The sequence below is a fragment of the Micromonospora sp. NPDC023956 genome (assembly GCF_040639195.1).
In the GTDB taxonomy this organism is placed as follows: Bacteria; Actinomycetota; Actinomycetes; order Mycobacteriales; family Micromonosporaceae; genus Micromonospora.
Map to the genome: position 1 here is coordinate 78,507 of NZ_JBEZZN010000019.1, position 17,877 is coordinate 96,383.

Below are 17,877 nucleotides of genomic sequence, written 5' to 3' on the forward strand. Positions count from 1 at the left end.
GACATTCTCCTCTACTCGCGTCGGTCGGCCCGGTCCACCGCGACCAGCCGGAGCTCGGCGGTGTACCGCTGGCCGTCGGCGTCGGTGAGCCAACACTCGTCCGGGGCCGGCAGCATCTCGCTGATGGTCAGGCGGTGACCGGGGCCGTCGGCGTTCAGCCGGCGCACCGCCGCGCAGAGCAGCTCCACCAGGGCGGGGCTGTCGGCGTCGACGTGGAACGGTTTGCGCTCCAGGGGCGACTTGACGAAGACCCGGGCGGGCAGGTCGCGGCGCCGCCACCAGCGGCGGACGTCGACGTACCGGTCCCGCGGGTCGCGCACGGCGGCGAACGTCAGCTCGTCGGCGGCGATCCGCCACTGTTCCCGCACCACGACCAGCCGGCCGAAGCTGATCCGGGGCAGGTGCTCGCCACGGAAGAAGGCCACCCGGGCCATCAGCGCGGTCTTCAGCGGTTGCGCGAAGACCTCCATCAGGTCGAACCGCTCACCGCTGGCGAGCTGGATCTCCCAGCCGCCGCCGGGCTGCTCGACGACGGTCAGGTCGGCGCCGTCGAGGGGTCGTCCCCGGGTCGGGAACGGCACCCGACTGGTCAGCGCCACCACGTGGTCCTGCGGACGGACCAGCGCCCGTTGGGTCCGGGGCACGAGGTTCGCCCCGGCCTCCATCGGTGCCATGACCAGCAGCCGTGGCCGGGGGAAGTCCCGGTCGACTTCGCGCAGCAGGTCGTCGGGGTCCGGATGCAGCCGGGCGAAGCAGGCGTAGTCCAGTGAGTTGACGCCCAGGTGCAGCTCGCCGAGGACCGGCGTGAACTCGCCCCGGTCGACGGCGTCCGGACCGGACGCGGCGATCATGAAGTCGGGGCTGGCGTACCGGCCCTCGCTCCAGCCGCTCGCCGGAGCGGCGAAGACCCGTTCGACCTCCGGGCGCACCGTGTCGGGATCGACGTCGAACCGGCGTGCGTCGTCCGGCCACGCGAGGACCTCCCGCCAGCGCCGCCGCGCCTCGGCGGAGACCTCCTCGACCAGCTCCTCCAGGGCGGTGCCGAGCAGCGGCATGCACTCCAGCCAGAGCGAGGCGAGATCGACCGGACGCCCGCCGCCGCGTTGCCGGACCCGCTCGTACGGTTCGCGTACCCGTTCCAGCAGGGCGGTCCGTACCTGCCAGGTCAGCCACCTGCCCGCCTGGAGCAGCAGGTCGACCGGGCGGAGCGCGGCGAGCAGGTCGGTGCCGACGGTGAGTCGCAGGTCCCGCCGGCAGTCCTGCACGACCAGCGTCCGGCCGCCGTACGTCTGACCGGCCCGACGGACCGGTGCCGCGCCGGTCAGCGTGGTGAAGGTGGTCGCGGCGCGGTCGAGCGCGACCCGGAGCGAGTCCGCGTCCGTCCCGTCGCGGTCGATCTCCCGGCGGGCCCGGTCGAGGCGGGCCACCGCGTCCGCCGCCGGCTCCCGCACCGCCGGGTCGTCGACCGTGGCGACCAGGGCGCGGAGCTGGTCGAGCGAGTCCAGGTCGCCACTGGTGTCCACGTCCCACAGCAGCCAGCGCCGGCGGCGCAGCCCGTCCAGGACCGGGACCAGGTCCTCGGCCGGACACCCCAGTTCCGCGCCGGCCAGGGCGACCACCGCGTGCGCCGGACGTCGTCCGTCGCAGTGGGCGAGCAGGGTCCGAACCACCGGGTCGACCGGTTCCGGCCGTCGGCCCGGCAGTGCCGCCTGCGTACCGTCCCACCACAGGACGGGTGCCCGCCGAGGGGCCAGCCAGGGTGCCAACCGCCGGTCCCGGTTCAGCTCGCGGGCGAGCAGGTCGACCGCCCAGGGCTCCACGTCGGTCCACTGCCGGTCGGTCAGGGCCGGGCCGGGTCGGAACCGGACGGCGGTCGGATCGTCGTCGGACAGCCGCCCCCAGACGGCCGGTCCGAAGAAGCCGATCGAGTCGTTCTTGACGCAGTACCGCTGCCAGTAGCTGGTCACCAGCCGTTCCCGGGACCGCCGCTTGGCGGCGGTCCGGTCGTCGTCGAGCGGTTGGGCCAGCAGCGGGGTGAACGCGGTGTCCAGCACTGCCGGGTTCTGCCAGGTGACCGCCTGTCGGAAGCGGTCGGTCGTGGCGATCTCCCGGATGGCGACCCGCTCGCGTCGGGCGGCCGCCGTCCACGCGGCGTCGAGCCCGCCGTCGGCCGGGTCCGTCCCGTCGGCCGGGTCCGCTCTCCGGGCCGGGTTCGTCCCGTCGGCGGGTGGTGCGTCACCGTTCGCCGCGTCGACGGCGGCGGCCAGGGCGGGCTGCGTCAGCCGTGCCACACCGGAAACCGGGAACCCGGCACCGCGGACGACGAGGTGCGTCCACCACACCCGACGCCCGTCCGCGACCGGCGGGCGGTCGGGCTCAGCCGACTCCGGCCGGTCGCCGGTCACGACACCGCTCCGGGCGGTGCCGGATCGGTGCCGGTCAGGTCGACCATGGCGATGCGCAGTTCGGAGGTGTAGCGGTTGCCGTCGGCGTCGACCAGCCAGAGCTGGTCCGGGGTGGGCAGCATCTCGGTGATGGTGACCAGCGCCTTGCCCTGCGGCTCGGCGGTCCGCAGTCGACGCAGCGACCGGGCCAGCATCCGTACCGAGGTGGGGCTGTCGAAGTCCACGTGGAAGGGCTTGTCCTCGCCGGGCACCTTGACGAAGACCCGTTGGGGCAGGGTGGTGGACCGCCACCACCGGCGGGCCCCGAGGAAGAGGCCCGCCTCGTCCTTGACGGTGGCGAAGGCAAGGTCGTGCGGGTCGAAGCGCCAGGTCTCCCGGGCGATCACCATCCGGTCGACGGTGATCCGGGGGGTGTGCGCCCGTTCGGGAAGGATCCGGAACCGGTCCAGCACGACGTCGGTGAGGATCTCGGAGAAGAGGTCCAGTACGTCGAAGCGCGTACCGCCGTCGGGCAGCACCGCGACCACCCGGTCCGGTTCCACCTCGACGGTCAGGTCGACCGCCGGGAGGGTGCGCGGCCGGGCCGCGTCCACCGTGTGGTGGGCGAGCACCACGACGTAGTCCTCCTCGCGGGTCAACGCCGAGTGGGTGCGGACCGAGAGCCGGCCCACGTTCTCCTTCGGCAGTGCCGGCAGCAACCGGGGCGAGGGGAAGTCCGCCGAGACGCAGTCGAAGAGCTGTTCGGCCGCCGGGTGCTGGGTGACGAAACAGTGGTGGCGGCAGGAGTTGAGGCTCAGGTGCACCTCGCCCAGGACCAGGGTGAACTCACCCCGGTTGATCGAGGCCAGGTCCGGCGCCGCGATCATGACGTCCGGGCTGCAGTAGCGGGCCGCGCCCCAGCCGGACCGGGGGGCGTCGAACACCTGGGCGACCCGGTCGGCCAGCTCCGCCTCGGTGTACGTGACCGTGGTCTGCTCCGGGGAGTGCTCCAGCAGGGTGTCCCACCGGCGCTGGAACTCCGCCTGCACCTCGTCGGCGATCCGGGCCGACTCCTGGTGGAGCCGGGCCATGCACTCGAACCAGAAGGTGCTGAGGTCCAGCGGTCCGCCACCGTTGCGGTCGATGATGGTCGACGCGATGTCGCGCAGGACCCCGGTGACCCCCCGCCCGACCTGGTAGGTCAGCCAGCGTGCACTGGCCAGCAGCGTCTCGATGGGCCGCAGCGCGGCGTACACCTCGGCACCGAGCACCAGCTCGACGTCACGCCGGGCGTCGTGGTACACGAGCGTCCGGCCCGCGTAGGCCTTGCCCTCGTGCCGGGTGGCGGCGGCACCGGTCTCCTCGACGAACACCCGGTCCAGCTCGCGCATCGCCGTGACCAGGCGGTCCGGTGCCGCGTCGACCATCGCCGTCCGGATGGCCTCGCGGGCGGTGAGCATCCGGGCCAGCCGTTCGGACTGGGTCCGGGCCAGTTCGGGATCGCCGACCTGCCGCAGTGCGCGGTCCAGGTAGCGCTCCGGCCACGGGGTGAGCGGCAGCTCCAGCTTCCAGCTCGCCAACCTCCTGCGACACAACCGGTGCAGGGCGTCGAACACCTCGGCGTCGTCGGGCCCGGCCGGCAACTCGGCGCGTACCGCGGCGGCCACCCCGGCGGCCGGGGTCACCCCGTCGCAGCTCCGGAGGATCGCCGCCTCCAGTTCGGTCAGCGGAATCGGCGGCCGGTTGGGCAGGCTGGCCCGGTCGCCGTCGAGCCGGACGTACGGCATCCGGCGCGGGGCCAGCCAGGTCGACATACCCGGCTCGGCGACGATCACCGTCGCCAGCCGGTCCATCGCCCAGGACTCGAAGAACACCTCGAAGTGGCTGATCAGGCCGGGACCGGCGGTCAGCGTGCTGGCCGGCCGGTGGGGATCCAGCCGGCTCCAGCCCACCGGACCGAAGAACCCGATGGTGTCGTTCTTCAGGCAGTAGCGCTGCCAGTAGCCGGCGATCAGTTCCTCGTGCTGACGGTGGTTGCTGTGCCGCCGGTCGACGCCGAGTTCGCGACGGAGCAGCGGTTCGACCGCCGTCGCCAGGGCGCGGTGGTTCTGCCAACCGAGGGCGAGGCGGAACCGGTCGCCCCGGGCGACCTCCTGGAGGGCGGTCCCGACACGGAGGATCTCGCGTTCGAACACCGCGCGGTAGTCCTGCTCCTGACTCCCGCCGGCCGGTGCGTCGAGCGCGGCGTCGGCCGCCCGGCCGATGGCCGGGGAGGAGAGCGCGGTCAGGCCGGCGGCGGGGAAACCGGGAGCGCGCAGGATCACCTGGTCCCAGGCGGCCCACCGGCCGGCCGGTAGCGGCACCCGGCGGCCCGGCTCGACCGGTCGCCGCGACGCGGCGGAGGACCCGGGGATCATCGGACGTCTGCCAACAGATCGTGTCTCATCGGGACAGCCCTTTCAGCGCGATCCATATGGCCACAGGGCGGTGCGTGGCGACCGGCGGCGTGCGCGATCTTACCTGTCCGGGCCGATCCGCCAAGAGACGAAACTGCGCGTGAGGAATCGACCACTCTTGCCGGCAGGGCGTCTCCCACCAGGGAGAATCACCTTCCTCGAGGCGTTGGTCACTGAGTGTTTGCTCAGTGTCAGGGGGTGGTTCGGCATCGGCTCACGGAGCCGTGCTCCACGGTGGGGTGGCGGATTCCACCGGGCACCCCGTCCGAGTGGGCGCGGGCCCCGGTCACTCCGTGACGGCCCGGGCGAGCCGCTCCTCGACGAGGGCCGCCGCGCGCCGTTGGGCCTCGTTGAGCACGTCGTTGGTGTACTCCTCGACGAGGGGGGCGGCGTCTCCGAGGTCGAGCGTCGGGTGCTCCGCCAGGAACGCGCGGACGGCGGGCGCGACCGTGGCGACCAGGTCGTCGGCGAGCTGCTCGATGTCGTCGTCGCTGCTGTCCGGCGTGAGCGCGTGGAACCGGGCGTTGAGGGCCATCGACGCGTCGAGCAGAGCGGGATCGGTGAGCCGCTGGTAGAAACCGGTGATGGTCGACATTCCGGACTCTCCGGCGAGGTGCCCGAGCAGGATCAACTGCTCCCGGTCGAACCGCGCGAGAGCCGGCGGCAGCCCTGCCGCCGCGAAGATCACCGGGTACCGGGCGAGTTCCTGCGGCAGGTCGGGTGCGCCACGGTCGCGCCGCAGCCGGGCGACGACGGCGCGGCGCGCGGTGAGCCGTTCGATCTCGGCGGCCAGTTCCCGGTCGAGCTGGTCGAGGAGCGGGGCGGCGTCCGCCGGGTCGTCCAGCACGTCGGGGAGAGCCGTGAGCGGTACGCCGAGAGCGGCCAGCCGCTTGATCCGCAGTACCCGGATGAGGTGGTGGACGTCGTACTCGCGGTAGCCGTTCGAGGAGCGGCGCGGCTCGTCCAGGATGCCGATCTGGTGGTAGTGGCGCAGCGTCCGTACGGTGACGCCGGCCAGGGTCGCCAGTTCCCTACTGCGCACGCCCCACCACCTCCTCCGCTGACGTGTCCGCCGGTTCCAGGTTATGGAGCGACCGCGCCCGCAGGGTGAGGACGGCTGCCACCGTCCAGACGGCGGTCACCGCGAACGCCGCGACGCCGACTCCGGCGTGCTCGGCGAGCAGCGCGGTGAGGAGGATGCCGGCGGGGGGCGCGGCGGTCATGGCGGCGTTCTGCGTGGCCAGGATCCGGCCGCGCAGGTGGTCCGGGATCCGTTCGATCATCAGTACCCCGAGCAGGCTGTTGGCCAGTCCACTGAACGCGCCGATCAGGAACGCGCCGAACAGCACGACCCGGGGCGAGTGGAGGCCGGCGACGAGGGCGAAGCCCACCGTGGTCCCGGCCAGGCCGACCAGGAACCACGCCCGACGGGAGCCGCGCGGACCGACGGCGGCGTACCCGCCGGCGCCGAGGAGCATCCCGAGGGCGAGCGCGGTGATCACGAAGCCGAGCAGTTCGGGACGCCCGACGTGGATGAGGTAGACCGGCAGGACGAGCCCCTGCATGGCGCCGAGCACGAACAGCGATACGACGCCGAGCACCGTCACGGCCAGCAGGAACCGGTCGCCGAGCAGCGCCCGCCAGCCAGCGGCCAGCTGGCCCCGTACCGATCCGGTCGGGGTTCGGGGTGGTGCCCCGTCGGCGGCGACGATCCGGCCGACCCGGTGGGGGATGAGCAGCGTGATCGCCGCTGCGGCCACCGACGTGCCGGCGGTGATCCAGAGCACCGTGGCGCCCTCGAAGAACACCATGAGCGTGCCCGCCGCGGCGGGTCCCAGGAGCAGCGCGACGGCGCCGAGCGACTCACGGAGGCCGGTGAGCCGTTCCGGCGGAACTCCACCGTGCCGGACCACCGCCGGCAGCAGGGCCTCCCGCGCGGTCAGGCCGGGTACGTCCCCGAGCGAGCCGATCATGCCGAACAGCACGAACCAGCCCAGACTCAACCCGGAGACGGCGTCCACCACGGGCAGGGCCGCGACGGACGCGGCGGAGACGAGGTCGGTGACGACCGAGGAGGTCCGGCGGTTGATCCGGTCGATGACGACGCCCATGACCAGCCCGGCGACCACCGCGGGGACCACCGTCGCCGCCGCCACCGCGCCCGCGCCGAGTGGACTGCCGGTGGCCTGCAACACGATCAGCGGAAGCGCCACCCCGGCGATCGAGTTGCCGAGCAGGCTCAGTAGGTGGGAGGCCAGGTAGGCGAGGGGGACGAGACGCATTCCCCGAGCGAAAACCATGACGTCGCGGCGGGGTCAAGCCGCCGGTCCGGTCGCCGGTACCCGACCGGCGGGCAGCCCGGGGACGGTGGCCGGCACCCCCGGTCCGGCCATCGGGGCGGGCCGGATCCCCGGGTGGGTGCCGACGACCAGGGATACTCCCGTCCGCACGCGATCGTCCTGTGTGCCGGCGGGGCGGCCACCCCGCCGAGGAGCCTGGACAGGGGAACCGAGCCGAGCGCGGTGGCCCGTTCCGCGGCGATCCGGAGGGCCAGTGGCTGGCCGTGGCAGCGTCGGACCAGCGCGTGCGCGGCGTCGGACTCCGCGTCGACCCGGGCGCCGATCAGCTCGCGCAGCAGCTCGATCGCCGCGCCGGTGTCCAGCGGACCCAGCTCCAGCCGCCGCGCGCCGTGCCGGACGACCAGTGGGGTCAGACTCTCCCGGCTGGTCACCAGGACGAGGCAGCCGGGCGACCCGGGGAGCAGGGGGCGCACCTGCTCGGCCGAGTGCGCGTTGTCCAGCAGGACCAGCATGCGCCGGCCGGACATCCGGGTCCGGTAGCGGGCGGCCAGGGCGGCCGGTGGACCGGGTGGGTCGTCGGTGTCGCCGAGGGCGTTGAGGAAGGCCGTGAGCACCTCGGCCGGGGACGGGGGCCGTCCCGCCTCCTCGCCGCGCAGGTCGGCGTAGAGCTGCCCGTCCGGGAAGTGGCCGGCCACCCGGTGCGCCCAGTGCACGGCCAACGCGCTCTTGCCGACCCCGGCCGCTCCGGTGAGCGCCACCGTCATCAGCGCCGCCCGGGTCGCCCCCTCGGCGAGCAGGTCGTCCAGTGCGCGGCACACCGTGGCGCGGCCGGTGAAGGGAAGCACGTCCGGCGGCAGTTCCCGGGGTACGGGCTGCTGCGTTACCGGCACCCACGGCCGGGCGGGCGGTGCCGGCTCCATCGACCCGGTGTCCTTGCGGACCTGGCAGTGGTGCGCCGTGCGCCACAGGGCGGCGAAGCCGTCCACGTTCCCGCCGAGTACCCGCACGATCTCGCCCACCACCTCCCAGCGGGCGAGGCGGGGACGCACGAAGGCGGCGTGGATGGAGGTGGGGTTGATCCCGGTGGGGCGCCGCTCGGTGCGGGTGAGCCGTTGCAGCCGGCGCATGCTGGGTTGACCGGCCGCGAGGTGCAGGGCGTGCAACTGGTCGTAGAAGTCGGCCAGGGGACCTGTTGGTACGAGCGGACGGTTGAGCCGGCCCATGAGCGCCTCTCCCCACACGAACGACGCGGTTTCCGGGAAACCGATACCGATGTATATCACTCACCGACATCATTTCGTGATCTGAGGTCATGTCAGCGACAGAATGTCAGCGACAGGATTAACGGTTCGAGGTACTTCCGATCACGCGAGGTGGATGGCCATGCTGTGCCGGGCGCTTCGACAGGCGCCAATTCCTATCGAGGGGAGATCGAATGTACCGTCCGGACATCCGACGGGTGGGCGCGCTCGCCGCCGCCGCCGCGCTCGCTGCGGGAATGGTCCTGTTCGGCACGGCCGGGGTGCAGGCCGCCCCGGCCCCTGGCGGCACCGCCGACACCTCGGTCAGCACGGTGCCGGCGACCACCTCGGCGGCTGCCGCCCGCAGCGGGCTGACGACGGCCGAGCAGGCGGGCAACTACTGGACCGCCGAGCGGATGCGTACCGCGATCTCGGCGGACGTGCTGGCCGGGGCCGGGACCACGAGTGGCCGTCGGCTCGGTGCCACGGGCGCGCCGCGATCCACCTCGCCCGCCGCGCCCACCGTGCCGAACACGGCCGGTGTCGCCGGTGCCGCCGCTGGTGACCCCTCCACCAACGTCGCGGCCTCCGCCACCGTCGGCAAGGTCTTCTTCTACAACCCGGTGGACGGGAAGAACTACGTCTGCTCGGCCGGCACCGTCAACAGCGGCTCCAAGCTGCTGGTGATGAGCGCCGGGCACTGCGTGCACGGCGGCCGGGGCGGCCAGTGGATGCAGAACTGGATCTTCGTCCCGCTCTACAACTACGGCTCCGAGCCGTACGGCCGGTGGTCGGCGAAGTACCTGACGACCTTCAACGCCTGGGTCAACGACAGCAACTGGGACCGGGACGTCGCCTACGTCACGGTCTGGCCGAACGGCTCCAACCAGCGCGTGGTCGACGTGGTCGGCGGCAACGGCCTCTCCGTCAACTACAGCTACGAGCAGCCCGTCACCATCCTGGCCTACCCGGCGGCCGCGCCGTTCGACGGCGGGTGGCAGCAGTACTGCCAGGGCACCACCTACCGGCCGGGTGTCTGGCCCTTCCAGGAGAACAAGATCGCGCTCGGCTGCGGCTTCACCGGCGGTTCCAGCGGCTCGGTCTGGCTGCGGCAGTACAACGACGCCTACGGCTACGTCAACGGCATCATGAGCACCCTGGACAGCGCCGGGGTCAACCGGAGTTCGTACTTCGACACCGCGGTGATGGACGTCTTCAACTCGGTCGCGAACCGCACCTGATTCGTCCGACGGCGACCGGGCCGGCCCTGACCGTGATGCACTGGATCCGGTCGGGGCCGGCGCGCGTCCCACGGTGGTGGCCGTTGGTTCCGGTCGGACACCGGGACGTCGGTGACCCGCACCCGGTGGCGGGCGGCGGGTCGTGGAGAGGAGCCGAGATGACACGTGGCTGGGTTGCCGCGGCGGGAGCGGCGGTCGCCGTCGTCCTGGTCGCCGTCGTGGTGGCCGGGGTGGTCGCCGCCCGCCGGTCCGGGCCGGGGGAACAGCCCGGGTCCACCGGGGGAGCGGTCGGCGACACCGGTACGACCAGCACCCGCCTGCCGTCGCCGGACGACTCCTACTGGAGCCCGGAGCGGATGCGCGACGCCGAGCCGGCGCCGATGCCGTCCCGGTGAGGATCTCGGGCAGGTCGGGAGGTCGGTGCCCGGAGCCGGTGCGCCCCGGCCCCGCGCGTCCCTGACGGACGGGGCCGGAGCGCGCGCCGGATCAGGCCGCGCGGAGCGCGTTGCGGCGCATCCAGCCGATCCCGTCGCTGGCGCAGCTGCACGACACGGAGACGTACCACTCCAGCTCGCTGGTGTTGTAGTGCTCCATGCAGTAGCCGCCGCCGACCCGGTCGCCGGAGTTCTTGACCTTCAGCGCCGGGTCCTGCCGGGTGGGCAGCTCGTACACGCCCGCCGACGGCCAGGTGACCACCCACTCGCAGGTCGCGGCGACGATCGGCGAGCCGCCCGGCTGCCCGCTGACCGAGTCGCCCGGCGCGGCGGTGGCCGGCGTGGCGACGGCCAGCAGCCCGGCGAGTGCCGAGGCGAACCCGATTGCGGCGAGGTGCTTGCGCATCTGTCGTCCTTCCGTCGTCGATGACATCTGCTCCAGTCAATACCAAAGACGGGAGTCGCGAAACACGAAAATGTCATGACTTTGGGTCTGGTCGAGTTCGGACCGGGTGGTGTCCCGTCGGTCAGGCCGTACCGACGAACTGGCTCACGTGGTAGGCGGTGCTGCGACCGTCGGGGGTCCGGGTCCACTTGGACACCATCAGGTGCAGGTCGTTGGCCTTGCGACTGGACCACGGGTGGATGAAGCCGCCGTACAGCGCGGGTTCCTGCCAGCTGGTGACCTGGATCTTCTCCGCCGTCCAGACCCGGTCCGGGCCGGTGGCGGTCCGGGTGACGATGCAGCCCGTCGCGCAGTTGAGGTACGACATCACCCACGTCCCGTCGGCCAGTCGGCGCACCGAGGGCTCACCGAACCGGCCGGTGAGGATCGGCGTGCAGGGCCGACCCCAACCCCAGTTCGTGCCGTTCCAGCCCCACCCCTCGTACGACTCGGGGTAGAAGAGCCGGTCCCAGCGGACCCGGCGGAGCATCATCGGGCCGTCCTGCCGTCCGGAGCGTACCGAGAAGACGTAGACCCAGTCGCCGTCGCGCTGCATGGTCCACATCTGGAACGGGTCCTTGTTGTCCGGGCTGTTCCACCACTTCAGCGGCGTACGGACGAAGTCGTTGCCGTTGTCGGAGTAGGCCAGTCCGGCGTAGCGCGTCTTCCAGTGCGCCCCGCCCCAGTTCTCGATGCTCATGTACGAGATGAGCTGCCGGCCGGTCTCCGGGAAGCTGATGCCGTCGTTGGGGATGACGGTCACCTCCCAGAGCCCGTCGATGCCGATGCCGTTGTGGCCGTTGTGCATCAGCTCCGGTGCCCGACCGTTGCCGGCCACCCGCGCGGCGCTGTCGAAGACCACCCCGCCCGGCGCTCCCGGGTGGACGTTGGAGCGCAGCATCACCGGCGAACGCCAGTCGTTCGGCAGCGGTGGCCCCTCCGGCCACGGGGTGTCGAAGGTGTCGCCGAAGAGGTAGCCGATCGATCCGTTCTCCAGCACGTACGGAATGCCCAGGTCGGTGCCGGCCACCCGCCAGCGGCTGTTGGTGTCGAGGTCCGCGCCGGTCAGCCGCTTCTTCCAGGTGGCGGCCTGGGCCGTCCCGGGCAGCGTCAGGGCGGAACCGGCGATCCCGGCGGCGCCGACCACGGCGATCCGGCCGAGCAGTGATCGGCGCCTCATTCCCATGACTCGTCCTCTCCGAACGCCCACCGTCTCGTCGGCCGGCGGTCCTCCGGTTCCGGAGCGGGCTCCCGCCGGCCGGGTGCCGGTGGGGACGCCGACTGCGGACGAGTGTCGAGCCAGACTGTGACAAATGTCAATGGAAAAGATCGATCCTCTTCACGAAGTCCGCCCCGCCGGCGCCGGTCGACGCCGCCGGCCGAAGCGGGTTCACCTGGGGCGGACCGGACCATGTGGGAGCGCCACATAGTCATGCACATCGATGTCTGGTAGGAATCCTACAAGCCGGCTTGTCATCTCGCAGAATTCCACCCCTCGCGAACGGGAGAGCCATGTCCCCCACCCGACCCGGTCCGCGTCGTCGCCTGCTCACCCTGCTGGTCGCCACCGTCGCCGCCGTGACCACCGCCCTCGGTCTGGCCAGCCCGGCCTTCGCCATCAGCCACTCCAGCGCCACGTCCCAGCTGAGGGCGGCCGGGGTCTCCTGGACCTCCAGCGGCGGATGCAGCGACCGGAACAACCCCACCTGCACCTCCTTCGAGGGCATCCGCCAGGCCACCATCGACGGGATCATCACGTTCAAGCGGGCCAGCGGCTGCGCCGTCACCATCACCGCCGGCACCGAGACCGGCCACGCCGGCGGCACCTACAGCCACTGGAACGGCTACAAGGTCGACATCGGACTGACCACCTGCGCCCAGAACTACATCTCGGCGCACTACACCTACGTCGGGTACATCTCCGGCTTCGGCTACCAGTACCGGGCCCCCTCCGGCAACCTCTACACCAAGGAAGGGAGCCACTGGGACATCCTCTTCTACAGCTGCGGCTGCTGACCCGCCGTGCACCGGCCGGCACCGTCACCGGTGCCGGCCGGTCGTGGTGCGTGTCCCGGTCCCGACCACCCGTCCGGCCCGCCGCGACGGCCGGGACCGGTGCGGGGCGCGTCGGTCACCCCGCGCCGAAGCAGACGAAGGCGGCGGCGGTGGCGTGCGCCGCCCCCGCTCCCACACCGTCGCCGCCCGCGAACGCCCGCTGCGCCCCGGCCAGCGCCACCGCCGGTCCGGCCCCGCCGCGCATCCGTCGGTGCAGGTCCAGCATCAGCGCGGTGGTGAGATCGGCGGGCACCGGCAGAACGGTCGCCACCAGGCTGCGGGTGCCGAGCGCCAGCAGCACCGCGGTGAAGCCCATCACCTCGTCGCCCGGCCGGACGGCGGCCCGACCGGAGTCGCACGCCGAGAGCACCACACAGCCGGGCGGGCTGGTCAGCCGCTCCAACTCGTAGGCGGTCAGCGGACCGTCGGCCAGTTCGAGCGTCGAGAACAGCGGATTGTCCGCCCGGAACCGGCCGTGTGCGGCGATGTGCGCCAGCCCTGTCCCGTTCAGCGCGTCGGTCACCGCGTCGGCGGTGGCGACCGCTCCGGTGAACGGGCGGGCACCGGGCAACACCGTGCCGAGCTGGCGTACCTCGTCCTCGGCCGCCGGCAGCCGGGGCCCGGCCACCAGTACCGGCGGCCCGACCGGCCCCACCCGGCCGGCGGCCCGCAACCAGGCCGTCGCGGAGGGCGCCACGGTCACCGCCCGGCCCGCGCAGGTCGGCAACCCCGCCCACGGTACGGCGTGCAGCGCGCCGATCGGCACGATCACCAGAGGACGGTCGCCGAGCCGACGGCGTACCGGGTCGAAGAGCTGCCGGTCCAGCGTGGCGGCGGTGTGCGCCACCCCGGCCCGAGCGTCCGCGCCGTCGCCGGTGGTGACCAGCCGCCGCAACCCGAAGCGGTGCAGCCGGGCCACCCGCACCGCCTCGGCGAGCGGCCCCAGGTCGTGCAGGGTCGCCCGGCCGTCCCGGACCAGGACCGCGCGCAGCCGGTCCCCGTGCGCGACCAGCTCCAGCAGGACGGCGTCCCCGAGCGCCGGGGCGAGCGCCGGTACGCCGGGCGGCCGGAGCACCTCACCCCCGCCGTCCACACCCCGGGCCAGTTCCCGGATGCGCTGCTCCAACCGGGCCTGGCTGCGCCGCAACGCCTGCACCGGATGGCCGGTGAGCAGGGCGTCCTCCAGCGCGGTGCTGACCATCCGCAGCTCGGTCAGGGCGGTGGCCAGGTCCGGGTCTCCGGGCGGGGAGACCGGTCGCATCCGCAGCGCGTTGGCCCGCCACCGTTCCGCCCAGGCCAGCACCCGGGTCGCGGCGCCCTGCCGGACGGCGATGTCCAGCCCCTCGGCGGCCAGCTCCTGCCCGTACGCCCCGCTGTGCGCGCGCAGTTCCGTCGCGCCGAGCGACGCGCGGTGCCCGTCCAGCACCGCCAGTCCCCGGCGCAGCGCGCGGGCCGCCCCGGACTCGTCGCCGTCCAGCCGGTGCCGCAGGGCCAGCGCGTACCACCCCTGCGCCCGGCGGGACGCGGTGCCCCGGCGTCGGGAGTCCGCGGCCGTCGCCAGCAACCCGGCCGCCCGACCGGTGCGCCCCAGCGCGGTGGCGAGCCGGGCGGCCTCGATCCGGGTGGTCAGGGCCGGTCCGGGCCAGCCGGTCGCGTCGAGCTGGTCGGCGGTGCGCACCATCGCGGCGAGCAGGGCCGGGGACCGGTTGCCCTGGGCGTACCCGGCCCGCAGCTCGACGTGCCGGGCAAAGGTGGCCCAGGTGCGGCGACCCTGCCGCCGGAACCGGCTGCGGGCCGCCGCCGCGGCCTCGGTGGCGGTCGACAGGTCCCCGGCGAGCAGCGCCGCCCGGGCGCGGGCGAGCAGCGCCTCGGCCAGGTCCGACACCATCCCCTGTCGGCGCAGTTCGGTCACGGCGGTGGCGGCCACGTCGACCGCCTCGTCGATCAGCGGTACGGACAGCAGCAGTTCGAACCGGTCCAGCAGCAGCGCCGGGCGCGGCACCGCGAGCCGCCGGTACTCGGCGTCGACGGTCGCGAAGCAGCGCAGCGCGCCGGCCACGTCGCCGCGCTGCCCGGTGGCAATGCCGCTGTTCCAGCGGGCGTCGGCGGCGGCCAGGTCCAGTCCGAGGCGGCTGAACGCGGCGGCGGCGCGGTGCAGGTCGTCGTCGCGACCCCGCCCGGAGCCCCGGTGGGCGTTGAGCAGACCCCGGTTGTTGCGGGCCCGCGCCTCCAGCAGCAGGTCGCCCTCGCGTTGGGCGATCTCCACGGCCACGTCGTAGTCCCGCACCGCCTCGTCGAACCGGCCCCGGTAGTGCAGCACGACGCCCCGCTGCATCCGGGCCCGTCCGGCGTCGGCCCCGGTGAGCAGGGGAAGGGCGAGCGTCACCGCCCGCAGGGCGGCGGTGGTCCGTCCGGCGTTGGCCAGCACGTAACCGAGGCTCATCCGGGCCAGGGCGCGGAGCCGGGGGTCGTCGGTGGCCCGCACCGCGCGGCGCAGATGGCGCAGCGCGCCGGGCAGGTCGTTGAGTTCCCGCAGGGCGAGGCCGATGGCGCGGTCGGCGGTGGAGCGCTCACCGGCGTCCGCCGGGCCGGCGAGCACCCGCCGGGCGGTCGCGATCGCCTCGTGCGGGTAGCGCTGGACCGCGTCCAGGGCGGCCTGTGCCGCGCCGGCACCGGAAACGGTGCGGTCGGCCATGCGGAGAAGAATCCCCGAACGACGCGCTCCGGTCAATGACGGAGGACCGGACCGACGGTGATCAACAATTGACACAGGGCAATACTCTGGGATAATTGTGCTGCTCGGAGAGCACTTCCGTGGGCCACCCCGCCCGTCCCCGGCCACGCAACTGCCACCCGCCTGGAGGTCCGGTGTCGCCCGACCACCGCATCGTGCCGTGTCCGCCCGGTCGGGTCTCCCGCCGACGGTTGGTCGGATGGACCGCGCTGGCCGCTGCGGCGGTGCCGCTCGGTGTGTTCGCCCGGCCGGGTCCGGGCCGGGCAGCGGACAACCTCGACCAGGCCTACCAGCGGGCGTTCCTGGCGGCCGTGGCGGCCGACCCGGCCGTCCGCCAGCACACCACCGCCGGTCGTGAGTTCCTCTACCGTCCCCGGCAGCTGCTGGTCGCCCCGCAGGACCTCGCCCGTGTGCTGGGCCGGCTACGCGGCTGGGGCCACCAGGTGACCGAGGTGACCGGGTTCGGCGGGGTGCGTCGGCTGCTGTTCCAGCAGGAGACCGACATCCCCGGCGTGGTGACGAAGCTGCGTGATCCCCGACAGTGGCCCGGACAGCCGGTCCCGCTGGTGCAGCCGCACCACGTGCTGGTCGGCTTCGGCAACATCATGGGCAATCCCGGCGGGCCGCCCCGGGTCGCCGCCGCCCTGCCGGCTCCCGACCCGAACCGGCTCGGCGAGGGCGCCGGCGTGACCGTGGGGGTCTGCGACACGGGCATCTGGCGGCGGGCCGGCACCGTCCACCCGCAGTGGCTCGGCGGCAGCTACCTCCCGGAGACCGACGACGAGGACCCGCTCTACCTCAGCGGCTCCCAGCTCGCCCTCCAGGGCGGCCACGGCACCTTCGTCGCCGGAGTGGCCCGGCAGGCCGCCCCGGGCGTCCGGCTCGACCCGGAGGCCGCGCTCGCCCCGACCGGCATCGGCGACGAGGAGAGCCTGGTCGCCGCGATCCGCCGGCTCGGTCCGGAGGTGGCGATCGTCAACCTGTCCCTGGGCTACTTCACCCAGGACGACCAGCCACCCCTGCCGGTGGCGAACACCCTCGCCGGCCTGCCCGGCACGGTGGCGGTGGTCGCCGCCGCGGGCAACGCCGGCACCAGCCGGAAGTCCTGGCCCGCCGCGTTCGACACCGTGGTGGCCGTGGCGGCGGCGAGCGCGGGCCCGACCGGCCCGGTGCCGGCCGACTACAGCGGTCGCGGCACCTGGGTGAACGCCTCCGCCCGGGGCGACCGGACCAGCACCTTCGTGGACGGCGAACTGAACCTGCCCGGCCAGCCGGCCCTGACGTTCCACGGTTTCGCCTCCTGGACCGGCACCTCCTTCGCCACCGCCCACGTCTCCGGACGGGTCGCCGCCCTGATGACGGTCACCGGGCTGGACGCGGCAGGCGCCGCGGCACTGCTCGTCGCCGGCCCGATCTGGCAGCCCGGCTACGGCGTGCTGGTCGGATGAGCACGTCCGAGGAGACCGGGCGAGCCCCGACGACGGGACGCGGCACCCCCGCCCTGGTCTCCGCAGCCGGCGCCGGGGACGAGTCGGCCTGGGCGGAGCTGGTCCACCGGTACACGCCCCTGGTGGCGACGGTGATCCGTAGTCACGGGCTGGACCGCACCGACTCCGCCGACGTCAACCAGACCGTCTGGCTGCGCCTGGTGGAACAGCTGGGCCGGCTGCGTGACTCGCACGCGTTGCCGGCCTGGCTGGTCACCACCACCCGGCGGGAGTGCCACCGGCTGCTGCGGCTCGGCCGGCGCACCCAGCCCTTCGACCCGTACGACGATTCGATCGACGGGCACGTCGGGGTCTTCCTGCTGGTCGATCCGGTCACCCCGGACGAGGATCTGTTGCGGGCCGAGCGCCGGCAGGCGTTGCGGGACGCGTTCGCGCAGCTCCCGTCGCGCTGTCGGGAGCTGCTCGCGCTGCTGGCCGGAGATCCGCCGGCCAGTTACCGGGAGGTCGGGGAGCGGCTCGGCATGCCGGTGGGCAGCGTCGGCCCGACGCAGGCCCGTTGTCTGGCGAGGCTGCGCGATTGCCCGGCACTCGCCCCGTACGTCCGACTGTCCCCCGGTGGGGCGGAGGGGACCGGAGGTGAACGCGATGGGGCAGTGGCCGCCCGCAAGTGACGACGCGCTGCTGGTCGAGTTGGGTGCCGCCCTGCGCGACCCGGGGCCGGTCTCCGAGGAGTTCCTGGACGCCGCGCTGGCGGCCTTCAGCTGGCGCACGGTCGACGCCGAACTGGCGCTGGCCGAGCTGACCTTCGACTCGGCGTGCGACCGGGAGCCGGCCGGCCAGACCCGGTCCGCCGGAGCGGAGCGCACGCTCACCTTCCGCAGCGGCCGGGTCGTCGTCGAGCTGGAGGTGACCGGTACCGGCATCGTCGGCCAGCTCTCCCCGGCCCGCCCCGGCCGGGTCAGCGCCCGGACCGCGACCGGTCAGTACGAGGACGCCCCGGTGGACGCGGTCGGCTTCTTCTCGATGGGGGTGCCACCGTCCGGTCCGGTGCAGTTCCGGGCCAGCACCACCGAGTACGCCGTCCGGACCGCCTGGGTCAGCCTGCGCTGACGGTGGCGCCCGCCTTCCCCGCTCCACCG

General features: G+C 73.6%; 14 protein-coding genes. 6 read left to right on the plus strand and 8 right to left on the minus strand.

Annotated elements, in window-relative coordinates; genetic code table 11:
- Window positions 1-11: 11 nt before the first annotated feature.
- The 5 genes from AB0F58_RS26865 to AB0F58_RS26885 all read right to left on the minus strand — a co-directional run bounded on the left by AB0F58_RS26865 (window position 12) and on the right by AB0F58_RS26885 (window position 8,423).
- Window positions 12-2,291, minus strand: a complete 2,280-nt coding sequence (locus tag AB0F58_RS26865) for a lantibiotic dehydratase (protein ID WP_357148521.1) — start codon at window positions 2,289-2,291, stop codon at window positions 12-14.
- A gap of 110 nt (window positions 2,292-2,401) precedes the next feature.
- Window positions 2,402-4,801 carry a lantibiotic dehydratase gene (locus tag AB0F58_RS26870; protein ID WP_357148524.1) on the minus strand — a complete coding sequence of 800 codons (2,400 nt, stop codon included), beginning with the start codon at window positions 4,799-4,801 and terminating at the stop codon, window positions 2,402-2,404.
- A gap of 325 nt (window positions 4,802-5,126) precedes the next feature.
- Window positions 5,127-5,882 (minus strand): MerR family transcriptional regulator, encoded by a 756-nt coding sequence (locus AB0F58_RS26875; RefSeq protein ID WP_357148527.1) that lies wholly within the window; start codon window positions 5,880-5,882, stop codon window positions 5,127-5,129.
- Complete coding sequence (locus tag AB0F58_RS26880) at window positions 5,872-7,122, minus strand: MFS transporter (protein WP_357148530.1); 1,251 nt, start codon at window positions 7,120-7,122, stop codon at window positions 5,872-5,874. The genes AB0F58_RS26875 and AB0F58_RS26880 overlap by 11 nt, the downstream gene beginning before the upstream one ends.
- Window positions 7,080-8,423 (minus strand): NB-ARC domain-containing protein, encoded by a 1,344-nt coding sequence (locus tag AB0F58_RS26885; protein ID WP_357148533.1) that lies wholly within the window; start codon window positions 8,421-8,423, stop codon window positions 7,080-7,082. The genes AB0F58_RS26880 and AB0F58_RS26885 overlap by 43 nt, the downstream gene beginning before the upstream one ends.
- 152 nt (window positions 8,424-8,575) lie before the next feature.
- Between AB0F58_RS26885 and AB0F58_RS26890 the strand changes: the two genes are divergently transcribed.
- Together AB0F58_RS26890 and AB0F58_RS26895 are read left to right on the plus strand one after the other, a co-directional pair.
- Window positions 8,576-9,622, plus strand: coding sequence for a hypothetical protein (locus tag AB0F58_RS26890; protein ID WP_357148536.1), 1,047 nt, complete (start codon window positions 8,576-8,578; stop codon window positions 9,620-9,622).
- Window positions 9,623-9,780: 158 nt separating this feature from the next.
- Entirely contained in the window at window positions 9,781-10,017 is a 237-nt protein-coding gene (locus AB0F58_RS26895; RefSeq protein WP_357148538.1) for a hypothetical protein, read from the plus strand.
- 91 nt (window positions 10,018-10,108) lie between these two features.
- Here AB0F58_RS26895 and AB0F58_RS26900 read toward each other — a convergent pair whose 3' ends face one another.
- Both AB0F58_RS26900 and AB0F58_RS26905 read right to left on the minus strand, forming a co-directional pair.
- On the minus strand, window positions 10,109-10,462 hold the full coding sequence (locus AB0F58_RS26900) for a hypothetical protein (protein WP_357148541.1): 354 nt from the start codon (window positions 10,460-10,462) through the stop codon (window positions 10,109-10,111).
- Window positions 10,463-10,583: 121 nt separating this feature from the next.
- On the minus strand, window positions 10,584-11,687 hold the full coding sequence (locus AB0F58_RS26905) for a DUF4185 domain-containing protein (protein WP_357148544.1): 1,104 nt from the start codon (window positions 11,685-11,687) through the stop codon (window positions 10,584-10,586).
- Between the two features lie 326 nt (window positions 11,688-12,013).
- Between AB0F58_RS26905 and AB0F58_RS26910 the strand changes: the two genes are divergently transcribed.
- Window positions 12,014-12,517: a hypothetical protein gene (locus tag AB0F58_RS26910; protein WP_357148547.1), complete on the plus strand. Its 504-nt coding sequence runs from the start codon at window positions 12,014-12,016 to the stop codon at window positions 12,515-12,517.
- 115 nt (window positions 12,518-12,632) lie between these two features.
- On the opposite strand, the gene AB0F58_RS26915 is transcribed toward AB0F58_RS26910, so the two are convergent.
- Window positions 12,633-15,251, minus strand: a complete 2,619-nt coding sequence (locus AB0F58_RS26915) for a CHAT domain-containing tetratricopeptide repeat protein (protein ID WP_357148550.1) — start codon at window positions 15,249-15,251, stop codon at window positions 12,633-12,635.
- Between the two features lie 173 nt (window positions 15,252-15,424).
- Between AB0F58_RS26915 and AB0F58_RS26920 the strand changes: the two genes are divergently transcribed.
- Genes AB0F58_RS26920 through AB0F58_RS26930 form a run of 3 tightly spaced genes read left to right on the plus strand, consistent with a single transcriptional unit; the run spans window position 15,425 to window position 17,848 of the window.
- Window positions 15,425-16,738: a S8/S53 family peptidase gene (locus tag AB0F58_RS26920; protein ID WP_357148553.1), complete on the plus strand. Its 1,314-nt coding sequence runs from the start codon at window positions 15,425-15,427 to the stop codon at window positions 16,736-16,738.
- Window positions 16,735-17,409, plus strand: coding sequence for a sigma-70 family RNA polymerase sigma factor (locus AB0F58_RS26925; protein ID WP_357148556.1), 675 nt, complete (start codon window positions 16,735-16,737; stop codon window positions 17,407-17,409). The genes AB0F58_RS26920 and AB0F58_RS26925 overlap by 4 nt, the downstream gene beginning before the upstream one ends.
- Window positions 17,384-17,848 (plus strand): hypothetical protein, encoded by a 465-nt coding sequence (locus tag AB0F58_RS26930; RefSeq protein WP_357148559.1) that lies wholly within the window; start codon window positions 17,384-17,386, stop codon window positions 17,846-17,848. Before AB0F58_RS26925 ends, AB0F58_RS26930 begins: the two co-directional genes overlap by 26 nt.
- Window positions 17,849-17,877: the final 29 nt, after the last annotated feature.